The sequence below is a fragment of the Polaribacter sp. AHE13PA genome (assembly GCF_019278505.1).
Taxonomy (GTDB): Bacteria; Bacteroidota; Bacteroidia; order Flavobacteriales; family Flavobacteriaceae; genus Polaribacter.
Map to the genome: position 1 here is coordinate 993,796 of NZ_CP058985.1, position 18,130 is coordinate 1,011,925.

The 18,130-nt window shown below is 30.3% G+C and carries 16 protein-coding genes; 12 read left to right on the forward strand and 4 right to left on the reverse strand.

Annotated features, from left to right (window positions below; translation table 11 throughout):
- Positions 1–166: 166 nt before the first annotated feature.
- A complete protein-coding gene (locus tag H0I28_RS04305) occupies positions 167–1,720 on the reverse strand; it encodes a bifunctional response regulator/alkaline phosphatase family protein (protein WP_218753044.1) in 1,554 nt (517 codons plus the stop codon).
- Between the two features lie 269 nt (positions 1,721–1,989).
- Between H0I28_RS04305 and H0I28_RS04310 the strand changes: the two genes are divergently transcribed.
- From H0I28_RS04310 to fabG, 8 genes are all read left to right on the forward strand, one after another.
- A complete protein-coding gene (locus H0I28_RS04310) occupies positions 1,990–3,213 on the forward strand; it encodes an HD domain-containing protein (RefSeq protein WP_218760661.1) in 1,224 nt (407 codons plus the stop codon).
- 45 nt (positions 3,214–3,258) lie between these two features.
- Complete coding sequence (lpxD, locus tag H0I28_RS04315) at positions 3,259–4,302, forward strand: UDP-3-O-(3-hydroxymyristoyl)glucosamine N-acyltransferase (RefSeq protein ID WP_218760662.1); 1,044 nt, start codon at positions 3,259–3,261, stop codon at positions 4,300–4,302.
- On the forward strand, positions 4,295–5,686 hold the full coding sequence (locus H0I28_RS04320) for a bifunctional UDP-3-O-[3-hydroxymyristoyl] N-acetylglucosamine deacetylase/3-hydroxyacyl-ACP dehydratase (RefSeq protein ID WP_218733706.1): 1,392 nt from the start codon (positions 4,295–4,297) through the stop codon (positions 5,684–5,686). The genes lpxD and H0I28_RS04320 overlap by 8 nt, the downstream gene beginning before the upstream one ends.
- A 3-nt stretch (positions 5,687–5,689) precedes the next feature.
- A complete protein-coding gene (lpxA, locus tag H0I28_RS04325; RefSeq protein ID WP_218733708.1) occupies positions 5,690–6,475 on the forward strand; it encodes an acyl-ACP--UDP-N-acetylglucosamine O-acyltransferase in 786 nt (261 codons plus the stop codon).
- Between the two features lie 91 nt (positions 6,476–6,566).
- Entirely contained in the window at positions 6,567–7,133 is a 567-nt protein-coding gene (gene efp, locus H0I28_RS04330; RefSeq protein ID WP_218730348.1) for an elongation factor P, read from the forward strand.
- An 86-nt stretch (positions 7,134–7,219) separates the two neighbouring features.
- Positions 7,220–8,140, forward strand: a complete 921-nt coding sequence (locus H0I28_RS04335; RefSeq protein ID WP_218730349.1) for a UDP-3-O-(3-hydroxymyristoyl)glucosamine N-acyltransferase — start codon at positions 7,220–7,222, stop codon at positions 8,138–8,140.
- Positions 8,141–8,319: 179 nt separating this feature from the next.
- The gene (gene sucD / locus H0I28_RS04340; protein WP_218760663.1) at positions 8,320–9,192 is read left to right on the forward strand and encodes a succinate--CoA ligase subunit alpha; all 873 of its coding nucleotides are present in this window, start codon (positions 8,320–8,322) and stop codon (positions 9,190–9,192) included.
- 115 nt (positions 9,193–9,307) lie between these two features.
- Positions 9,308–10,051, forward strand: a complete 744-nt coding sequence (gene fabG / locus H0I28_RS04345) for a 3-oxoacyl-[acyl-carrier-protein] reductase (protein WP_165731136.1) — start codon at positions 9,308–9,310, stop codon at positions 10,049–10,051.
- A gap of 99 nt (positions 10,052–10,150) precedes the next feature.
- Here the strand turns inward: fabG and hxpB are convergent, their stop codons facing one another.
- Both hxpB and H0I28_RS04355 read right to left on the reverse strand, forming a co-directional pair.
- A complete protein-coding gene (gene hxpB, locus H0I28_RS04350) occupies positions 10,151–10,801 on the reverse strand; it encodes a hexitol phosphatase HxpB (RefSeq protein ID WP_218760664.1) in 651 nt (216 codons plus the stop codon).
- The gene (locus H0I28_RS04355; protein WP_218730352.1) at positions 10,801–11,538 is read right to left on the reverse strand and encodes an NUDIX domain-containing protein; all 738 of its coding nucleotides are present in this window, start codon (positions 11,536–11,538) and stop codon (positions 10,801–10,803) included. The genes hxpB and H0I28_RS04355 overlap by 1 nt, the downstream gene beginning before the upstream one ends.
- A 303-nt stretch (positions 11,539–11,841) precedes the next feature.
- On the opposite strand from H0I28_RS04355, the gene H0I28_RS04360 reads away from it, so the two are divergent.
- From H0I28_RS04360 to H0I28_RS04375, 4 genes are all read left to right on the forward strand, one after another.
- Entirely contained in the window at positions 11,842–12,702 is an 861-nt protein-coding gene (locus H0I28_RS04360; protein ID WP_218760666.1) for a hypothetical protein, read from the forward strand.
- A gap of 85 nt (positions 12,703–12,787) precedes the next feature.
- Positions 12,788–14,503 (forward strand): cytosine permease, encoded by a 1,716-nt coding sequence (locus H0I28_RS04365; RefSeq protein ID WP_218753053.1) that lies wholly within the window; start codon positions 12,788–12,790, stop codon positions 14,501–14,503.
- Positions 14,504–14,510: 7 nt separating this feature from the next.
- Positions 14,511–16,010 carry a mannitol dehydrogenase family protein gene (locus tag H0I28_RS04370; protein WP_218760668.1) on the forward strand — a complete coding sequence of 500 codons (1,500 nt, stop codon included), beginning with the start codon at positions 14,511–14,513 and terminating at the stop codon, positions 16,008–16,010.
- Positions 16,011–16,901 (forward strand): carbohydrate kinase, encoded by an 891-nt coding sequence (locus H0I28_RS04375; RefSeq protein WP_218760669.1) that lies wholly within the window; start codon positions 16,011–16,013, stop codon positions 16,899–16,901. It abuts the gene before it with no gap.
- A gap of 62 nt (positions 16,902–16,963) precedes the next feature.
- Here the strand turns inward: H0I28_RS04375 and H0I28_RS04380 are convergent, their stop codons facing one another.
- Positions 16,964–17,863 carry an EamA family transporter gene (locus H0I28_RS04380; protein ID WP_218760670.1) on the reverse strand — a complete coding sequence of 300 codons (900 nt, stop codon included), beginning with the start codon at positions 17,861–17,863 and terminating at the stop codon, positions 16,964–16,966.
- Positions 17,864–18,130 lie beyond the last annotated feature (267 nt).

Sequence of the window (18,130 nt, forward strand, 5' to 3'; positions counted from 1 at the left end):
CAGTCAGACTATTTTTATAATTACTTGTGTTAGCAAACAAGTTTAGCCCTGATTGAAAGGTTTGTTTGAGCTCGTTATTGCTTTTTTTTGGCAATAAAAGCGAGTAGTGAAAGCAGGAAATAGCTTCTAATAATTTAAATTACATGATTTTTACTGCTATGGTAAACTACTTTTGCTTCGGACTATAAACGGCACATGGAATAATAACTTCCTCTAAAGATATTCCACCATGTTGATAGGTGTTTTTGTAGTATTTAACAAAGTGATTAAAGTTGTTTGGATACGCAAAAAACAGGTCTTCTTTGGCAAAAATAAACGGACTATTCATGGCTACAGTTGGTAAAAAAATGTCTTTTGGATTTCTTACCGCATAGACATCTTTATCTTCGTAAGAAAGACTTCTACCAGTTTTGTAGCGTAAATTGGCACTAATATTTTTATCACCAATTACCTTTGTTGGGTTTTTACAATTGATGGTTCCGTGGTCTGTGGTAATAATTAATTTCTGACCTAATTGTTGTGCTTTTTGTATGATTTCGAACAATGGTGAGTTTTTAAACCAGCTTAACGTAAGGCTTCTGTATGCTTTATCGTCTCCTGCCAACTCCTTAATTACTTCCATTTCTGTTTTAGAATGTGACAACATATCAACAAAATTATACACCACAGCGGTTAAATCGTTTTGTTTGGTTCCGTTATAGTTATCGGCTAATTCTTTTCCGTTTTTTAAGGTGGTGATTTTATAATATTCGTGTGTAATATCTAAACCTAAACGCTTTATTTGTGCCGTTAAGAAATCGTTTTCAAACAGATTCATTCCGCCTTCATCGGTGTCATTTTTCCAGAAATTTGGATGACGTTTTTCCATTTCAGAAGGCATTAATCCAGAAAATATTGCATTTCTAGCGTACTGCGTTGCTGTTGGTAAAATAGAAAAATAAGAATGCTCTTGATCCTTTTTGTAATGATTATTTATTAAAGGTTCTAAAATTCTATATTGATCGTAACGTAAATTATCTATAACTACCCATAAAACTCCTTGGTCTTTACTTAATTCTGGTACCACGTAGTTTTTAAAAAGTGTGTGAGAAAAGGTAGGTTTATCGTGTGCTGTTAGAAAATCTTCATAATTTTTTTTGATGAATTTAAAAAACTGACTATTGGCTTCTTGTTTTTGACTTTCTAAAATACCTAACATTCCAGGGTCGCTAATGTTTTCTAGCTCTAATTCCCAATGCACCAATTTTTTGTATAGATCTATCCATTCTTCATAAGAATTTACCATGGCTAAATCCATAGAAATTTTTCTAAATTCTTGTTGGTAGTTAGAGGTAGTTTTTTCTGATATTAAACGAGAATGGTCTAAGTTCTTTTTTAAACTTAATAAAATCTGACTTGGATTTACAGGTTTTATTAAATAATCTGCAATTTTAGAACCAATTGCTTCTTCCATTATATATTCCTCTTCACTTTTTGTAATCATAACAACAGGCAAATTTGCATGTATTTGTTTAATTTCTGCAAGCGTATCTAGTCCTGTTAATCCAGGCATATTTTCATCTAAAAAAACGATATCAAAATTATGCTCACCTACTAAATCAATAGCATCTGCACCATTGGTAGAAGTAGTTACTTTGTAATTTTTACGTTCCAAAAAAAGAATGTGCGGTTTTAATAACTCTATTTCATCATCTACCCATAAAATTTGTATACTGCTCATATTTTTGTTTATCATTTTAACAATTAAGTATAAAAGTAATTAAAAGTTATACTTTTTAGGTTTTAAAAATGATAAAATATTGCCAATTTTGAGAATACTACTTATAAATGAATTCGTTATTTTTAAAAAGAAATAAGGCTATTAATCATATTTTATTATCAAAGTTTCCTTTTTCTAAATATAATTGCTTTCAGAAAAAACTAAAACTTTAAATTTGCTAGTTCGTGGCATTAATTTGTAATTTGCCATAGATTGATAAAAAGACTCATTTGAAGAATAAAAAACATAATAAATTAAAGATTTTGAACGACCCTATTTATGGGTTTATACAAATACCAAATACTTTAGTTTTTGATTTAATAGAACATCGTTATTTTCAACGTTTAAGAAGAATTACCCAAATGGGTTTTTCTAATTTGGTATATCCAGGTGCAAATCATACGCGTTTTCATCATGCCATTGGTTGTATGCATTTAATGCAAAAAGCAGTAAGAGTTTTACGTTTTAAGCAAGTAAAAATTTCTGAGGAAGAAGAAAATGGTTTGTATATAGCAATTTTATTGCACGATATTGGTCATGGAGCTTTCTCGCATGCATTAGAACATAGTATTGTAAACGGCATTTCTCATGAAGAAATTTCATTAAAATTTATGAGAAAATTGAATGATGAATTTAATGGTAAGTTAGATGTAGCAATCGAAATATTTGAAGGAAAATATCCTAGAAAGTTTTTGTGCAAGCTTATTTCTAGTCAATTAGATATAGATCGATTAGATTATTTAAAGCGTGATAGTTTTTATACAGGTGTTACAGAAGGTAATATTTCTTCGGATCGGTTAATTGCTATGATGAATGTAAAGGATGATGAATTAGTTATTGAAGGGAAAGGAATTTACTCTGTAGAAAACTTTTTAATTGCTAGACGATTAATGTATTGGCAAGTATATTTACATAAAACGGGTTTAGTTGCAGAAAATATGCTGGTTAATGTTTTAAAAAGAGCAAAAGAATTGGCGGATGATGGAGTAGAATTGTTTGCAAGTACTTCTTTACGTTATTTTCTATATAAAAAAATATCGCAAGATAATTTTACAGATGAAACTTTAGAAATGTTTTCTAAATTGGATGATTATGATGTAATGTCTGCCATAAAAGAATGGGCAAATCATAGTGATAAAATTTTATCTTTACTATCTATGATGATTGTTAATAGAAAATTGTTGCGTATAGAAATTCAGCAAAAAGAGTTTGAAACGTCAGAATTGAATAAAAAAATAAATAAAGTTTCAAAAAAATTGACGCTTTCAGAAAATGAAGCAAAATATTTTGTTTTCACCAAAAAAATCGAAAATCAAGCATATCAGCAAGAAAAACCTATTTTTATTCTGAATAAAAAGGGAAAACTAAGAGATATTGCCAAAGCATCGGATCAATTAAATTTACAAGCGCTTACAAATCCGGTAATAAAATACTTTATTTGTTATCCAAAATAGAATGAGATTAGCCAAATCACTATAAATTTTATATTTTTGCGCTTAATGAAATTTACAGCACAACAAATAGCAGATATTTTAGAAGGTGACATCGTAGGTAATTCTGATGTAGAAGTTTCTAAATTATCTAAAATAGAAGAAGGAGAAAAAGGTTCTTTAACCTTTCTCTCTAACCTGAAATATAAATCTTTTTTATATACTACAAATGCATCTGTAGTTATTGTTAACAATACTTTTGTTCCGGAAAAAGAAGTGAATGTAACACTAATAAAAGTAGAAAGTGCTTATGAAGCTTTTTCTAAAATATTAGCATTTTACAATGAAGTTAAAAATAATAAAATGGGTAGAGAAAACCCTCATTTTATTTCTGACTCGGCAAAAATTGGTGTTAATGAGTATATTGGTGCCTTCTCTTATATAGGAGAAAATGTGGTTTTAGGAGAAAATGTAAAGGTTTATCCAAATGCTTATATTGGTGATAATTCAATTATTGGTAATAATTGCGTCATTTTTTCTGGAGTAAAAATTTATTCTGAAACAATTATAGGTAATAATTGCAAAATTCATTCTGGATCTATTATCGGTGGGGATGGATTTGGTTTTGCACCAGATAAAAACGGAGTATATACTGCCATACCTCAAATAGGTAATGTTATTATAAAGGACAATGTAGATATTGGCTCTGCTTGTACAATTGATAGAGCCACTATGGGATCTACAATTATTCATGATGGTGTAAAGTTAGACAATCAAATACAAGTAGCCCATAATGTAGAGATTGGAAAAAATACCGTAATTGCAGCTCAAACAGGTATTGCAGGTTCCACCAAAATTGGTGAAAATTGTATGATTGGGGGGCAAGTAGGTTTTGCAGGTCATATAACAATTGGTAATAATGTAAAAATATTAGCCCAAGCAGGTATCTCTAAAAGTTTAAAAGATAATGAGATGGTAAATGGTTCACCTGCATTTAAAATACAAGATTTTAATAAAAGTTCGGTTTATTTTAGGAATCTACCTAAAATAGCATCGAAAATTAGCAATATAGAAAAAGAGTTGAAGTCTCAAAAACTGATAATAAATGAGTAAAAAGCAAAAGACAATTCAGAAAGAGGTAAGTTTATCTGGCGTAGGTATACACACTGGTAACACTGTAAATATGACCATAAAACCTGCACCTGTTAATCATGGTTTTGCTTTTAGCAGAATAGATTTAGAGGGAGCTCCAATTATTGCGGCAAAAGCAGAGTATGTTGTAAATACACAAAGAGGAACTAACTTAGAACGCAATGGAGTTCAAATTCAGACTTCAGAGCATGTTTTGGCTGCTGCTGTAGGTTTAGATATAGACAACCTTTTAATAGAATTAGATTCTTCAGAACCACCAATTATGGATGGTTCTTCTAAATATTTTGTAGAAGCATTAGAAAGTGCGGGTATACAAGAGCAAGATGCAGATATAGAAGAATATGTAGTAAAAGAAATTATTTCTTTTAAAGATGAAGTTACAGGAAGCGAAATTATTTTAATGCCATCAGATGAATACCAAGTTACAACTATGGTAGATTTTGGAACTAAAATATTAGGTACGCAAAACGCAAATCTAGAAAAGATTTCTGATTTTAAAACAGAAATTGCAGATGCTAGAACGTTTAGTTTTTTACATGAAATAGAAATGCTTTTAGAGCACGACCTTATTAAAGGTGGTGATTTAAACAATGCTATTGTATATGTAGACAAAGAATTGTCTGCAGCAACCATGGAAAAATTAAAAACAGCATTTAAAAAAGATAATATAGCTGTTAAACCAAACGGTATTTTAGATAATCTGACTTTACATTGGGCTAATGAAGCTGCAAGACATAAGTTATTAGATGTTATTGGAGATTTAGCTTTAGTTGGTATTAGAATTAGAGGTAAAGTTATTGCTAATAAACCAGGACACTTAATTAATACTTCATTTGCAAAGAAATTAGCAAAAATTATTAAGCAAGAAAAAAGAAATAACGTTCCTCAATACGATTTGAATTTACCTCCTTTAATGGATATTCATCAGATTATGGATGTGCTACCTCATAGACCTCCATTTTTATTGATTGACAGGATTCTAGAGCTTTCTGATACACACGTTGTTGGTATGAAAAATGTAACCATGAATGAGAACTTTTTCGTAGGACATTTTCCAGGGGCACCTGTAATGCCAGGAGTTTTACAAGTTGAGGCAATGGCACAATGTGGTGGTGTTTTGGTTTTACATACGGTACCAGATCCAGAAAATTATCTAACTTATTTTATGAAGATGGATAATGTAAAATTTAAACAAAAAGTTTTACCTGGAGATACTTTAACATTTAAATGTGAGTTAATTACCCCAATAAGAAGAGGTATTTGCCACATGCAAGCGTATGCTTATGCGAACGGAAAAATAGTTGCAGAAGCAGAATTAATGGCTCAAATTGCTAGAAAAAAATAAACTATGAATCAACCTTTAGCGTATGTACATCCGCAAGCAAAAATAGCAAGAAACGTAGTAATAGAACCTTTTACTACCATTCATAATAATGTAACCATTGGTTCTGGAACTTGGATTGGTTCTAACGTAACTATTATGGAAGGTGCTAAGATTGGTGAAAATTGTAGAATTTTTCCAGGAGCAGTAATTTCAGCAATTCCACAAGATTTAAAATTTAATGATGAGGAAACTACTGTAGAAATTGGTAACAATGTAACTATTAGAGAATGTGTTACCATAAACAGAGGTACTTCAGATAGAATGAAAACCAAAATTGGTGACAATTGTTTAATTATGGCGTATTGTCATATAGCACATGATACCTTTGTTGGTGATAATTGTATTTTTTCTAATAATACAACCTTAGCAGGTCATGTTACTATTGGAGACAATGTTGTTTTAGCAGGTATGGTTGCAGTGCATCAATTTGCATCAATAGGAAACCACGCTTTTGTAACAGGTGGTTCTTTGGTAAGAAAAGATGTTCCTCCGTTTGTAAAAGCAGCAAGAGAACCTCTTGCTTATGTAGGTATTAATTCTGTAGGATTAAGAAGAAGAGGCTTTTCAACAGAAAAGATAAGAGAAATTCAGGATATTTATAGAATACTTTTTCAAAGAAATTATAACAATTCACAAGCAATTGATATTATAGAAGCAGAAATGGAAGCAACTCCAGAACGCGATGAGATTATTCAATTTATAAAAGAATCTCATAGAGGAATTATGAAAGGTTACTCTAAAGCGAACTAACTTTTTATAGTAAAGTATCGTTTATAAAGCTTAAAAATAAAATTAACAACTATTGCTTATAGTAAATAACTAAAGCAAACATCAATAAAATATGGCAACAACATCAGATATTAGAAACGGATTGTGTATTAGATACAACAACGATATATATAAAATTATAGAATTTTTACATGTTAAACCTGGTAAAGGGCCTGCATTTGTAAGAACAAAATTAAAAAGTGTTAGTAACGGTAAAGTAGTAGATAATACTTTTCCTGCAGGAAGAAAAATTGACGATGTACGTGTAGAAACTCATAAATTTCAGTTTTTATATCACGATGGTGAATTTTATCACTTTATGAATGAAGCAGATTATACGCAAATTCGTTTGTTAGAAGCTGCTTTAGACAATCCTGGATTAATGAAAGAAGGAGAGATTGTTACAATTATCATCAATTCTGAAGATAATATGCCTCTTTCTGTTGAAATGCCTGCAAGTGTTATTTTAGAAGTTACCCATGCAGAACCTGGTGTTAAAGGAAACACAGCTACAAATGCAACAAAACCTGCTACAGTAGAAACAGGAGCATCTGTAAATGTACCTTTATTTATAAATGAAGGAGATAAAATTAAGGTAGAAACTACAAAAGGAACGTATCAAGAACGTATTAAAGAGTAAGAATTAGTGAGCAGTATTCAGTAGCAGTTTGCAGTGCTTACTCAATACTGAAACTGTGACTGATTATTGCGACTGAAAACTGAAACATGAAATTCCAAAAACCACAAACGCTTCAGCAAATAGCAACACTAATAGATACTACATTTATTGGTGATGAAAATTTCGAGATTTTAGGAATCAACGAAATTCATGTTGTAGAAAAAGGAGATATTGTTTTTGTAGATCATCCTAAGTACTACGACAAGGCATTAAATTCTGCTGCAACCACAATATTAATCAACAAAAAAGTTGATTGCCCAGTTGGAAAGGCATTATTAATTTCCGAGGATCCTTTTCGTGATTTTAATAAAATCACAAAATATTTTAATCCTTTTATTGCATCTAAAGTAAGTATTGCTGCAACCGCTATTATTGGAGAAGATACAGTAATACAGCCTAATGTTTTTATTGGAAACAATGTTACAATTGGTAAAAACTGTGTAGTTCATCCAAACGTAACTATTTACGATAATACATTTATTGGTAATAATGTTACTATACATGCGAATACGGTTTTAGGAGCAGATGCATTTTATTATAAAAATAGACCAGAAGGATTTGATAAATTGATTTCTGGTGGTAGGGTAGTTTTAGAAGATAATGTAGATTTAGGTGCATCTTGTACTATAGATAAAGGTGTAACAGGAGATACGACTATTGGAAAAGGTACAAAAATTGACAATCAAGTTCATGTAGGTCATGATACGAAAATTGGAAAAAAATGTTTAATAGCTTCACAAACAGGTATTGCTGGTTGTGTAATTATTGAAGATGAAGTAACAATTTGGGGACAAGTTGGTACAAATAGCGGAATTACCATAGGTAAAGGTGCTATAATTCTTGGTCAAACAGGAGTTACAAAATCTGTTGCGGGAGGAAAAAGTTATTTCGGAACTCCAGTTTCAGAATCAAGAGAAAAATTAAAAGAAATGGCAGAAATAAAACGTTTTTTAAAAGATAGAAAGTAACCTTGATTGTTTTTTTTGAGAATTAAAACTCATAAAAACATTAAGACTGTCTTGTTCTAAAAAATAAAGGAGCTTAAAACATATAATTATTACTTTTTTATTGATAATAATTTGTTTGAATCCTTTTTTAGAAACTATCAATAAACTATTTTTGTGTAACAAAATAAAATATCAAACCAATGAGTGTTTTAGTAAATAAGAATTCAAAAATTATTGTTCAAGGTTTTACAGGTAGTGAAGGTACTTTTCATGCTGGTCAAATGATTGATTATGGAACGAATGTAGTTGGAGGGGTAACTCCAGGTAAAGGAGGTCAAGAGCATTTAGGAAAGCCTGTTTTTAATACAGTAAAAGAATCTGTAGATGAAGTAGGAGCCGATACTTCAATTATTTTTGTACCACCAGCATTTGCTGCTGATGCAATTATGGAAGCTGCAGACGCAGGAATTAAAGTAATTATCTGTATTACAGAAGGGATTCCTACTGCAGATATGGTAAAAGTAAAAGCTTATATTGATGGTAGAGACTGTAGATTAGTAGGCCCAAACTGTCCAGGAGTAATTACGCCAGACGAAGCTAAAGTTGGTATTATGCCAGGTTTTATCTTTAAAAAAGGTAAAGTAGGTATTGTTTCTAAATCAGGAACTTTAACGTATGAAGCAGCAGATCAGGTTGTAAAACAAGGATACGGAATTACAACTGCAATTGGTATTGGTGGAGATCCAATTATTGGAACTACAACAAAAGAAGCTGTTGAGTTATTAATGAATGATATAGAAACAGAAGCAATTGTAATGATTGGTGAAATTGGTGGTAATTTAGAAGCAGAAGCTGCAAAATGGATTAAAGCTGATGGAAACAGAAAGCCAGTTGTTGGTTTTATAGCAGGTCAAACTGCACCAGCAGGAAGAACAATGGGGCACGCAGGTGCAATTGTTGGTGGAGCTGATGATACAGCACAAGCAAAAATGAAAATTTTAGCAGAAAACGGAATTCATGTTGTGAGTTCTCCAGCTAAAATTGGTGAAATGATTGCAAAAGTTTTAAAATAAAAACTAATTTTATCTGTAATATACAGGTATAATAATTATAAACTCGTAAGACATTTTTGTTTTACGAGTTTTTTTATTTTTAGTATCTTTGCAATCTTAAAAATAAAGACTTAATATGAAATTATTAGAAAATAAATCTGCTATCATTACTGGTGCAACAAGAGGTATTGGACGTGGAATTGCTATTGAATTTGCAAAGCAAGGAGCAAATGTAGCATTTACATATAGTTCTTCTGTAGACGCAGCGAATGCTTTAGAAGAAGAATTAAAAGCTTTTGGAGTTTCTGCAAAAGGATACCAATCTAATGCTGCAGATTTTGATGCTGCTCAAGAATTAGCTAAGGAGGTTTTAAAAGAATTTGGAGCTATAGATATTTTAGTAAATAACGCAGGTATTACAAAAGATAACTTGTTAATGCGTATTTCTGAAGACGATTTTGATAAAGTAATTGAAGTAAATTTAAAATCTGTTTTTAATTTAACCAAAGCTGTAATTCGTCCGATGATGAAACAAAGAGCAGGTTCTATTATCAATATGAGTTCTGTAGTTGGTATTAAAGGAAATGCTGGTCAAACTAATTATGCTGCTTCAAAAGCTGGTATTGTTGGTTTTTCTAAATCGGTTGCTTTAGAGTTAGGGTCTAGAAATATTAGAAGTAACGTAGTTGCTCCTGGTTTTATAGAAACAGAAATGACAGAAAAATTAGATGAAGCTACTGTGCAAAGCTGGAGAGATGGTATTCCTTTAAAAAGAGGAGGACAGCCAATAGACATTGCAAATGCATGTGTGTTTTTAGCTTCTGATATGAGTGCTTATATTACAGGGCAGACTTTATCTGTAGATGGAGGAATGAACTAAAGTTAAACACTTTATAAATTATAAAAAAGCTTCAATATTATCTTGAAGCTTTTTTTATGTCATTAAATATGGATGTTTAGTTCTATTTTTATGATTATATTATTGCAATGTTTTTAAATAATTAACAACATCTAGCATTGAAGTATAAATGTTATTGGCTAATGTAAATCTCGGATCATTTTTGTCTTCAGGAATAACAAAGGTGTGCATACTAGCAGCTTTTGCGGCAATTAATCCCGTAACACTATCTTCTAACACCAAGCAATTTCTAGTAGGTACTTTTAACAATTTTGCTGCTTTCAGATAAATAGCCGGATGTGGTTTTCCGTATTCTTCATCGTCTGCACTACAAACTACCTTAAAATAATGAGTAATATTCAGTTTGTTAAAAACCGCGTCAATGATAGGTTTGCTAGAAGAGGTAGCAAGGGCAATATTAAAGTTGTTTTTAGTTAAAAAATCTAACAACTCGAATAAGCCTTTTTTTGCTTTTCCTTTTTCAGTAATTAATTCAACTACAGCTGTAATAATTTCTTTTTCTAATATTTTAGGATTTATAGATAATTGATGTAATTGACACCAAGTGAGAGCAACATCATCTATCCTTTTACCCATGGTGTTTTTTATACAATCTTCTACAGTAATGGTTACATTGTAAGTGGATAAAATTTTTATTTGTGCTTGTCGCCAAAAAGGTTCGGAGTCTATGATAACTCCATCCATGTCAAAAATAAAAGTGTTTAATGTCATTAAATGTTGATTAAGTAATTTTTCTGAAACATTTTATTGTAAATATCTTTGCTAAACATATACAATTGTGCTGGTTTTTTAGAAACGCCAACTTGTTTTTCGTCTAAAGGAACCAAGTATTTTTTATTGATTAATTTTCTTCTAAAATTCCGATTATCTATTTCTATTGCCAATATAGATTGATACAAGTCTTGTACGTCATTTATGGTAAATTTATCTGGTAATAACTCAAATATAATTGGTTCTTGTAGACATTTTGTTTTTAAATCTTCATAGGCTTCTAAAATGATTTGTTTGTGATCAAATCCTAATTCAGGTAAGTCATTTATTGAAAACCATTGTGCTTTATATTTGTTATTTTCGATAGCAACATCTTCTGTTTTTAATAAAAAATAATAAGCAATTGTAATGGTTCTTAAGTTGAATTCCTCATTTTGAATCCATAATAAGTCTTTTTCATTCGTCAATCTATTTGGATCACCAAAAGCTCTAAATTGTTTTTTATATAAATTGGTAAGTCCAGTTAATTCTTTTAATACCCTAGAAGCAGAGTCGTCTAAAGTTTCATCTTCATAGACATGATATCCTGTTAATACATAATCATCAACAAGTACTTTATTTTCAGATTTTGATTCTAAATATCGTTTTATTAATAAAACATTTAAAGATTTGGTATCTGTATCATATCCAAAAACGACACAATCTACCGATATATTTGATATTTTCTTGTTGCTCATATTATTAATTATAACGTAAAGTTACTCTTTTTTTTTAATTACTTTAAATAAACGTATTTATTACGTATAATATTTTTTCAAATTTTGAAAACGATTCAGAACTTCTTAGTATAGCGTTTTTACTGATTAAATGACTATTTAGGGTATCAATTTAACATATATTAAAGCTAATATAGAATATTTATTTTTCTTTTTTATTGTTTTTGTAAAAGTTTTTTATTTACATTTGCTTATCAAACGTCATTATGACGTTTTATTTTAAGGATATCATATTAAGATTTATAACTATTTAAAAGATAAGTAATGAGACAATTATCAAAAGAAATGAAACCACTAAATTATTATGTTAAAAAGGGAAGTGTTTCTATCGTACTTTTAAATATATTTTTATTGATATCTGTACAGCATACAACTGCTCAAAACGATTTAGTTAATGATGAATATCAGGCTTTTAGTGTTGGAGCACATGTTAAAAATATGCATTTATGGCACGGGAGTGTTGTACATCCCGGAGCAATGATTGCTACTAGTTTAGAATACAATTCAAAAAATGAGAAATTTACTTTTGGTCTTTGGGGAGGCGCAAGTTTTTCTACGATAGATGTAAATAATATTACAACAGGAAAAACTGAAAGTGCTTTTTATAAAGAAGTTTCTATTTATACCAAATATCGTTTTTCTGATCGTTTTTTTATTGAGGCAGTATCACATAACAATTACACAGGTGTAGAAGAAAGAGGTGATAAACTACAATTTTGGAGTTATGATAAAACGCAAGGGTATAACTTTGTAGATGTTAATTTTGGATACAATATATCTCCAAATACTTTATTATATTTAGCAACTATAATTAATGGAGGTTCAGGAGATTATGAAGTTCAAATGGACGGTTCTCTAAAGAATTCATGGACGCATTATTTTGAAGTAAATAGTAAAGTTTGGGAAAAAGGAGATGCTAGCTTATCTTTATTTGCAGGTGGTGCTTGGTCTTTTACTACCTATAAAACTTTTTATACAGAAAGTGCTGCTAATATTATAAATGTAGGAGCAACATTTAGTAAAGATGTTAAAATAGGCAACTATAATTTACCAATTGGAATTACTGCAATGTGGAATCCAGAACAAGAAAAAACGGTACTTCAATTAGATCTAACTTTATTTTAAGACACATATAATTACTAAATATTTACTACAGCATGTATAACAATATCACTAAAATTAAAAAGAACTAACTTTAAATAAACATCATATGGAAACTCCTAATCAATATCAGCAGTTCGAAGACTTAGAAATAGAGCAATTACCAATTGCTAAAAATAAACTACATAATTGGACGCATTTTGCAGGTTTGTACGCTGCAGAACATGTTGCCGCCACAGAATTTGTAATTGGAGCAACGTTTGTTGCTTTAGGTGCAACTACAAAAGATATTATTTTAGGATTATTGATTGGTAATATATTAGCTGTTTTAAGTTGGACGTTAATTACATCTCCAATTGCTGTAGATACTAGATTGAGTTTGTACACATATCTTAATAAAATAGCAGGAGATTCTATGACAAAACTCTATAATTGGGCAAATGTTGTTATTTTTACAGTCATTTCTGCGGCAATGATAACCGTATCTTCTACAGCAGTTCGGTTTGCTTTTGATATTCCGGCACAACTAGATTGGTACCCAACAAATCTTTGGTTTGTTTTAATAGTTTTACTCGTTGGTATTGTTGTGGTTGCAATTGCTATATATGGTTTTACAGCGGTTTCTAAATTCTCTGCAATTTGTGCGCCTTGGTTATTTGTGATGTTTATTAGTGGTGCATTTATACTTTTGCCAGCACTTTCTTTAGATGTTTTAGGTGAAACATTGCCAAGTGGATGGACGGAACTTATAAATTTAGGAGATCAATCCATTTGGACAGGTCTTAATAGTGATGGAGAACCAGGAATTGGATTACTTGAAGTTATTGGTTTTGCTTGGGCAGCGAATTCAATTACCCACTTTGGTCTTATTGATATGGCTTTATTTCGTTTTGCTAAAAAGAAATCTTACGGATTAACAACAAGTACAGGAATGATGTTCGGACATTTTGTTGCTTGGATCTCGGCAGGAATAATGGGTGCTGGTGCAGCTGTTATTATTGGTAAATCTATCGTAGAATTAGATCCAGGAGATGTAGCTTATTACGCTTTAGGTTGGTCTGGTTTTGTAATTGTTATTGTTGCTGGTTGGACAACCGCTGTAGCCAATCTTTATAGAGCAGGTTTAGCTGCACAAGCTATTTTTACTAAAAATTCAAGAAAAAAGACAACTATAATTGTTGGTTTAGTTACTATGGTAGTCGCTTGTTTTCCGTTTGTGTTTTCACAAATGCTTCCGTTACTAACGTATGCAGGTTTATTAGTTGTACCAGTTGGTAGTATTGTTTTTGCAGAGCATCAAATTTTCCCTAAAATTGGGTATACACGTTATTGGTCTCATTATCGTAATTTAACTTTTAGTACTCCTGCTATTGCTTCTTGGGCATTAGGATTGTTATTTGGTTTTGGTTTAAACATTTTAAATGTAATGTCTTTTTACTATTTATTTATACCAACATGGATTTTTACAATACTTATTTATACTTTTTTAGCGGGACGTTATGGAGCTAAAGATAAATATCCAGAAGAAGAAGAAAAAGAGAGAGTAAGAAATACGCACATAGATGAATTTCAAGAAATAAAGGCACAAAAAGAAGTTGTACTTATAATAGATACATCATTATTTACAAAGGTATTAAAAGGGATTTCACTACTAGCATTGGCAATAACAGTTGTGTTGGCTTGTATTGTGTTATTTGGTAGTGAAACAGAAAAAGTATATATAGAAAATAGAGAACTATTTTATACGTACGCATTTGTGTGTACTGTAGTATATTTTGTAACATCAATTTGGGCACTTAAAAGAGGTAATTCTTTAAATAAATAATAAAATCATGGAAAATATAATTAAATTAAATCAAAAGAATTTAGCAGAAATTAGTACTAAAATAACTTCTCCTACTTATAATAGAAGCGAAATTAAAACAGGTATTGTACATGTTGGTATTGGTGGGTTTCATAGATCACATGAAGCGTTTTATACAGACTTATTATTAAACGATGATACTCAGAAAGATTGGGGTATCTGTGGTGTTGCATTGTTAGATTTTGATACTAAAATTTACAATATACTAAAAGAGCAAGACGGTTTATATACGTTAATTATAAAAGAATTAGACGGTTCGTTAACAAAACAAATTATCGGTTCTATGGTAGAAGTTTTATATGCGCCAGAGAGTCCAATAAAAGTCATTGAAAAAATGGCGAGTTCAGATGTAAAAATCATCAGTTTAACCATTACAGAAGGAGGTTATAACTATAATGAAGCAACAGGAGAATTCAATTTTGAGAATCCTTTAATTCAGCACGATTTAGAAACTCCAAGTGCACCTAAAACTATTTTTGGATATTTAACACAAGCGTTAAAACTGCGTAAAGAAAATGGTTTAAAAGGTGTTACTATTCAGTCTTGTGATAATATACAAGGAAACGGACATATGACAGAAAAAATGTTGTTAAGCTATGTAAAAGTAGCAGAACCAACCTTAGTTTCTTGGATTGATGAAAACGTATCGTTTCCGAATGCAATGGTAGATAGAATTACACCAGCAACATCTGCATTAGATATCGAAAAATTAAAAGAAACTTCTGGTATTGATGATGGTTGGCCAGTAGTTTGTGAACCTTTTAAACAATGGGTAATTGAAGATAATTTTGCAGCAGGAAGACCTGCTTGGGAAACTGTTGGTGCTCAGTTTGTAAAAGATGTGGTGCCGTATGAAAAAATGAAGTTAAGTTTACTAAATGCAGGTCATTCTGTATTAGGAATTTTAGGTGCATTATATGGTTATTCTACTATTGATGAAGCTGCAAATGATGCTGATATCAGTTCTTTCTTAAGAATTTATATGGGGAATGAAGTTACACCAACTTTAGGAGACTTAGAAGGAGTGAATTTAAAAAATTATAAATTTTCATTAATCCAAAGATTTGGAAATACTTATATAAAAGATCAAATTGAAAGAATCTGTTCTGAGAGTTCTGCTAAAATTCCAATTTTTATTTTACCTACAGTTTATAATCAGTTAGAAAATAATAGAATTATAAATCATGCTGCTTTTATCATTGCTGCTTTTGCAATTTATAGTGTTGGCGTAAATGAAAATGGGTCTCAACTAATGATTAAAGATGCTATGGAAGCAGTTTTAACTGAGAAAGCAATTTTATCAAGAAATAATCCAGCAGCCTTTTTAGAAATAGAATCTATTTTTGGTCAACTTAAAAACTCTAAAACCTTTTTAGATGCTTATACAGATGCTTATCAGAATATTGTTAAAAACGGAATAGAGAAGTCTGTGAAAGATATTAATAGTACTATTTTAAATGAAATTTAGATGGCAAATATTACATGTTTTGGCGAAGTGCTTTGGGATGTGTTTCCAACGCATAAAAAAATAGGAGGAGCTCCTTTAAACGTTGCAGTAAGATTACAATCTTTAGAAAATAATGTATATATAATAACTAAGGTTGGTGAAGATGATAATGGTCAAAAAATTAAGGACTTTATTAAGGAGAATAACGTTAATAAAGCAGCGTTACAAATAGATGAAGAACTAAAAACAGGAAAAGTAAAAGTTTTATTAGATGACAAAGGTTGTGCTTCGTATGATATTATGTTTCCAAGAGCTTGGGATCAAATAGAATTAACAGAAAGTGCAAAGAAAATAGTAAAAGTTTCAGATGCTTTTGTGTATGGTAGTTTGGTAGCTAGAGATGAAGTGTCAAGAAATACATTATATGAACTTTTAAAAATAGCAAAATATAAAATTTTTGATGTAAACCTTAGAGCACCTTATTATAACATCGCGCGTTTGAGTTATTTAATGAATGAGGCTAGTTTTATTAAATTTAATGATGATGAAATTATTGAAATTTCAAAGGGATTAAATTTTAATTCAACTTCTTTAGAAGAGAACATTCAATTTATTGCAAAAACTACAAACACAAAATCTATTTGTGTTACAAAAGGAGGTTCAGGAGCAATACTTTATTATAATGATGTATTCTATTATAATGAAGGTTATAAAGTAAAAGTTGTAGACACTGTTGGGGCAGGAGATTCTTTTTTAGCTTCTTTAATTAATAAACTATTAAAAGATGTTGCTCCACAAGAAGCATTAGATTTTGCTTGTGCTGTAGGTGCAATAGTGGCAAGTAGTGAAGGTGCAAATCCAGAAATTAAAGAAAGTGATATTCTAAGTTTTATGGAACAAAAAACTGTGTAAAATATAATTACACATTAATATATATTAAAAAGTTTCGTAATTTATTACGAAACTTTTTTTGTTTAAGAATACAAGATTAAAAATACCCCAAGTAGAATTCCGAATAAAGGAACCAATTTTTTACGCTTATTTTTTTCCTTAAATAACAATCCACCAACTACAACGGCAATTATAATCTGACTTCTTTTTATAGCCGATAATAACATAATTAAAGCATCAGGGTCTTGTAGTGCTTTAAAATAAAAGTAATCTGCTGTTTGTAATAAAACTCCAACAGCTGGTATAGACCATCTAAACTTAAAAGCTTTTCTTTTATCAGCATAAGGAAACCATGTAATTGATAAAATAATTAACAATATTAGAATGGTATAAAAGCAAAACCAAAATTGTAATGTTTGAGGGTTTAAAGTTAAAGTCTGAATTAAAAATTTATCATACAAGCCACTAGAAGCACCTAAAAAGGTAGCTGCGATAATGGCAAAAATCCATTTATTTCTTTTAAAATTGATACCCTCCTTTTTACCAATTTTAGAATATAATAGAACTGAAAGAATAATCAGGAAAAAACCAACCCATTGTAATGAATTTGGTTTTTCATTATAAATAAAAATAGCACCTATAAATGTAAAAAAGGGACCTGCAGAGCGAATTGGAGTTACTATGGTAATTGGTAAATGCTTTAATGCTTGATATGCCAAAACCCAAGAAGCTGCCATTATCATCGATTTTATAAAAATAAATCCGTGCGTACTCCAAGGAATACTTGTAATGTAGAAACCTATTTTTTTCATATAATCGGGATTCCAAATAGATCCTAAATAGAAGGGTAGTATCAATAGAAAACCAGCAGAAATTGTTCCAAACAAAACAGGAAATACTTCATTGCCTTGTACAGCATGTTTTTTACATAAATTATGTAATCCTAAAAATAAAGCCGCTAAAAGTCCTAAATACATCCACATAATGCGCGCGAAGATAATAGAATGAAAAAAATAGAAGAGTTTTAATAGTTACTATTTTTTTTAAAAGTCAGGTTTTTAGTTTATTTTATTGATAGGTAGTGTTTTAGGTGTTTTTAAAATAAGAGTGTTTTAAGTTTATTCTCTTAATTACCTCTTTTATCATCATTTTAAGAAAAATATAACTATCTTTTGTAAGTATTTCAACGATGCTTTTAATAAAAGTAAATGCCCTTTTTACTATTGCCTGTACTTGTTATTTATCAATGA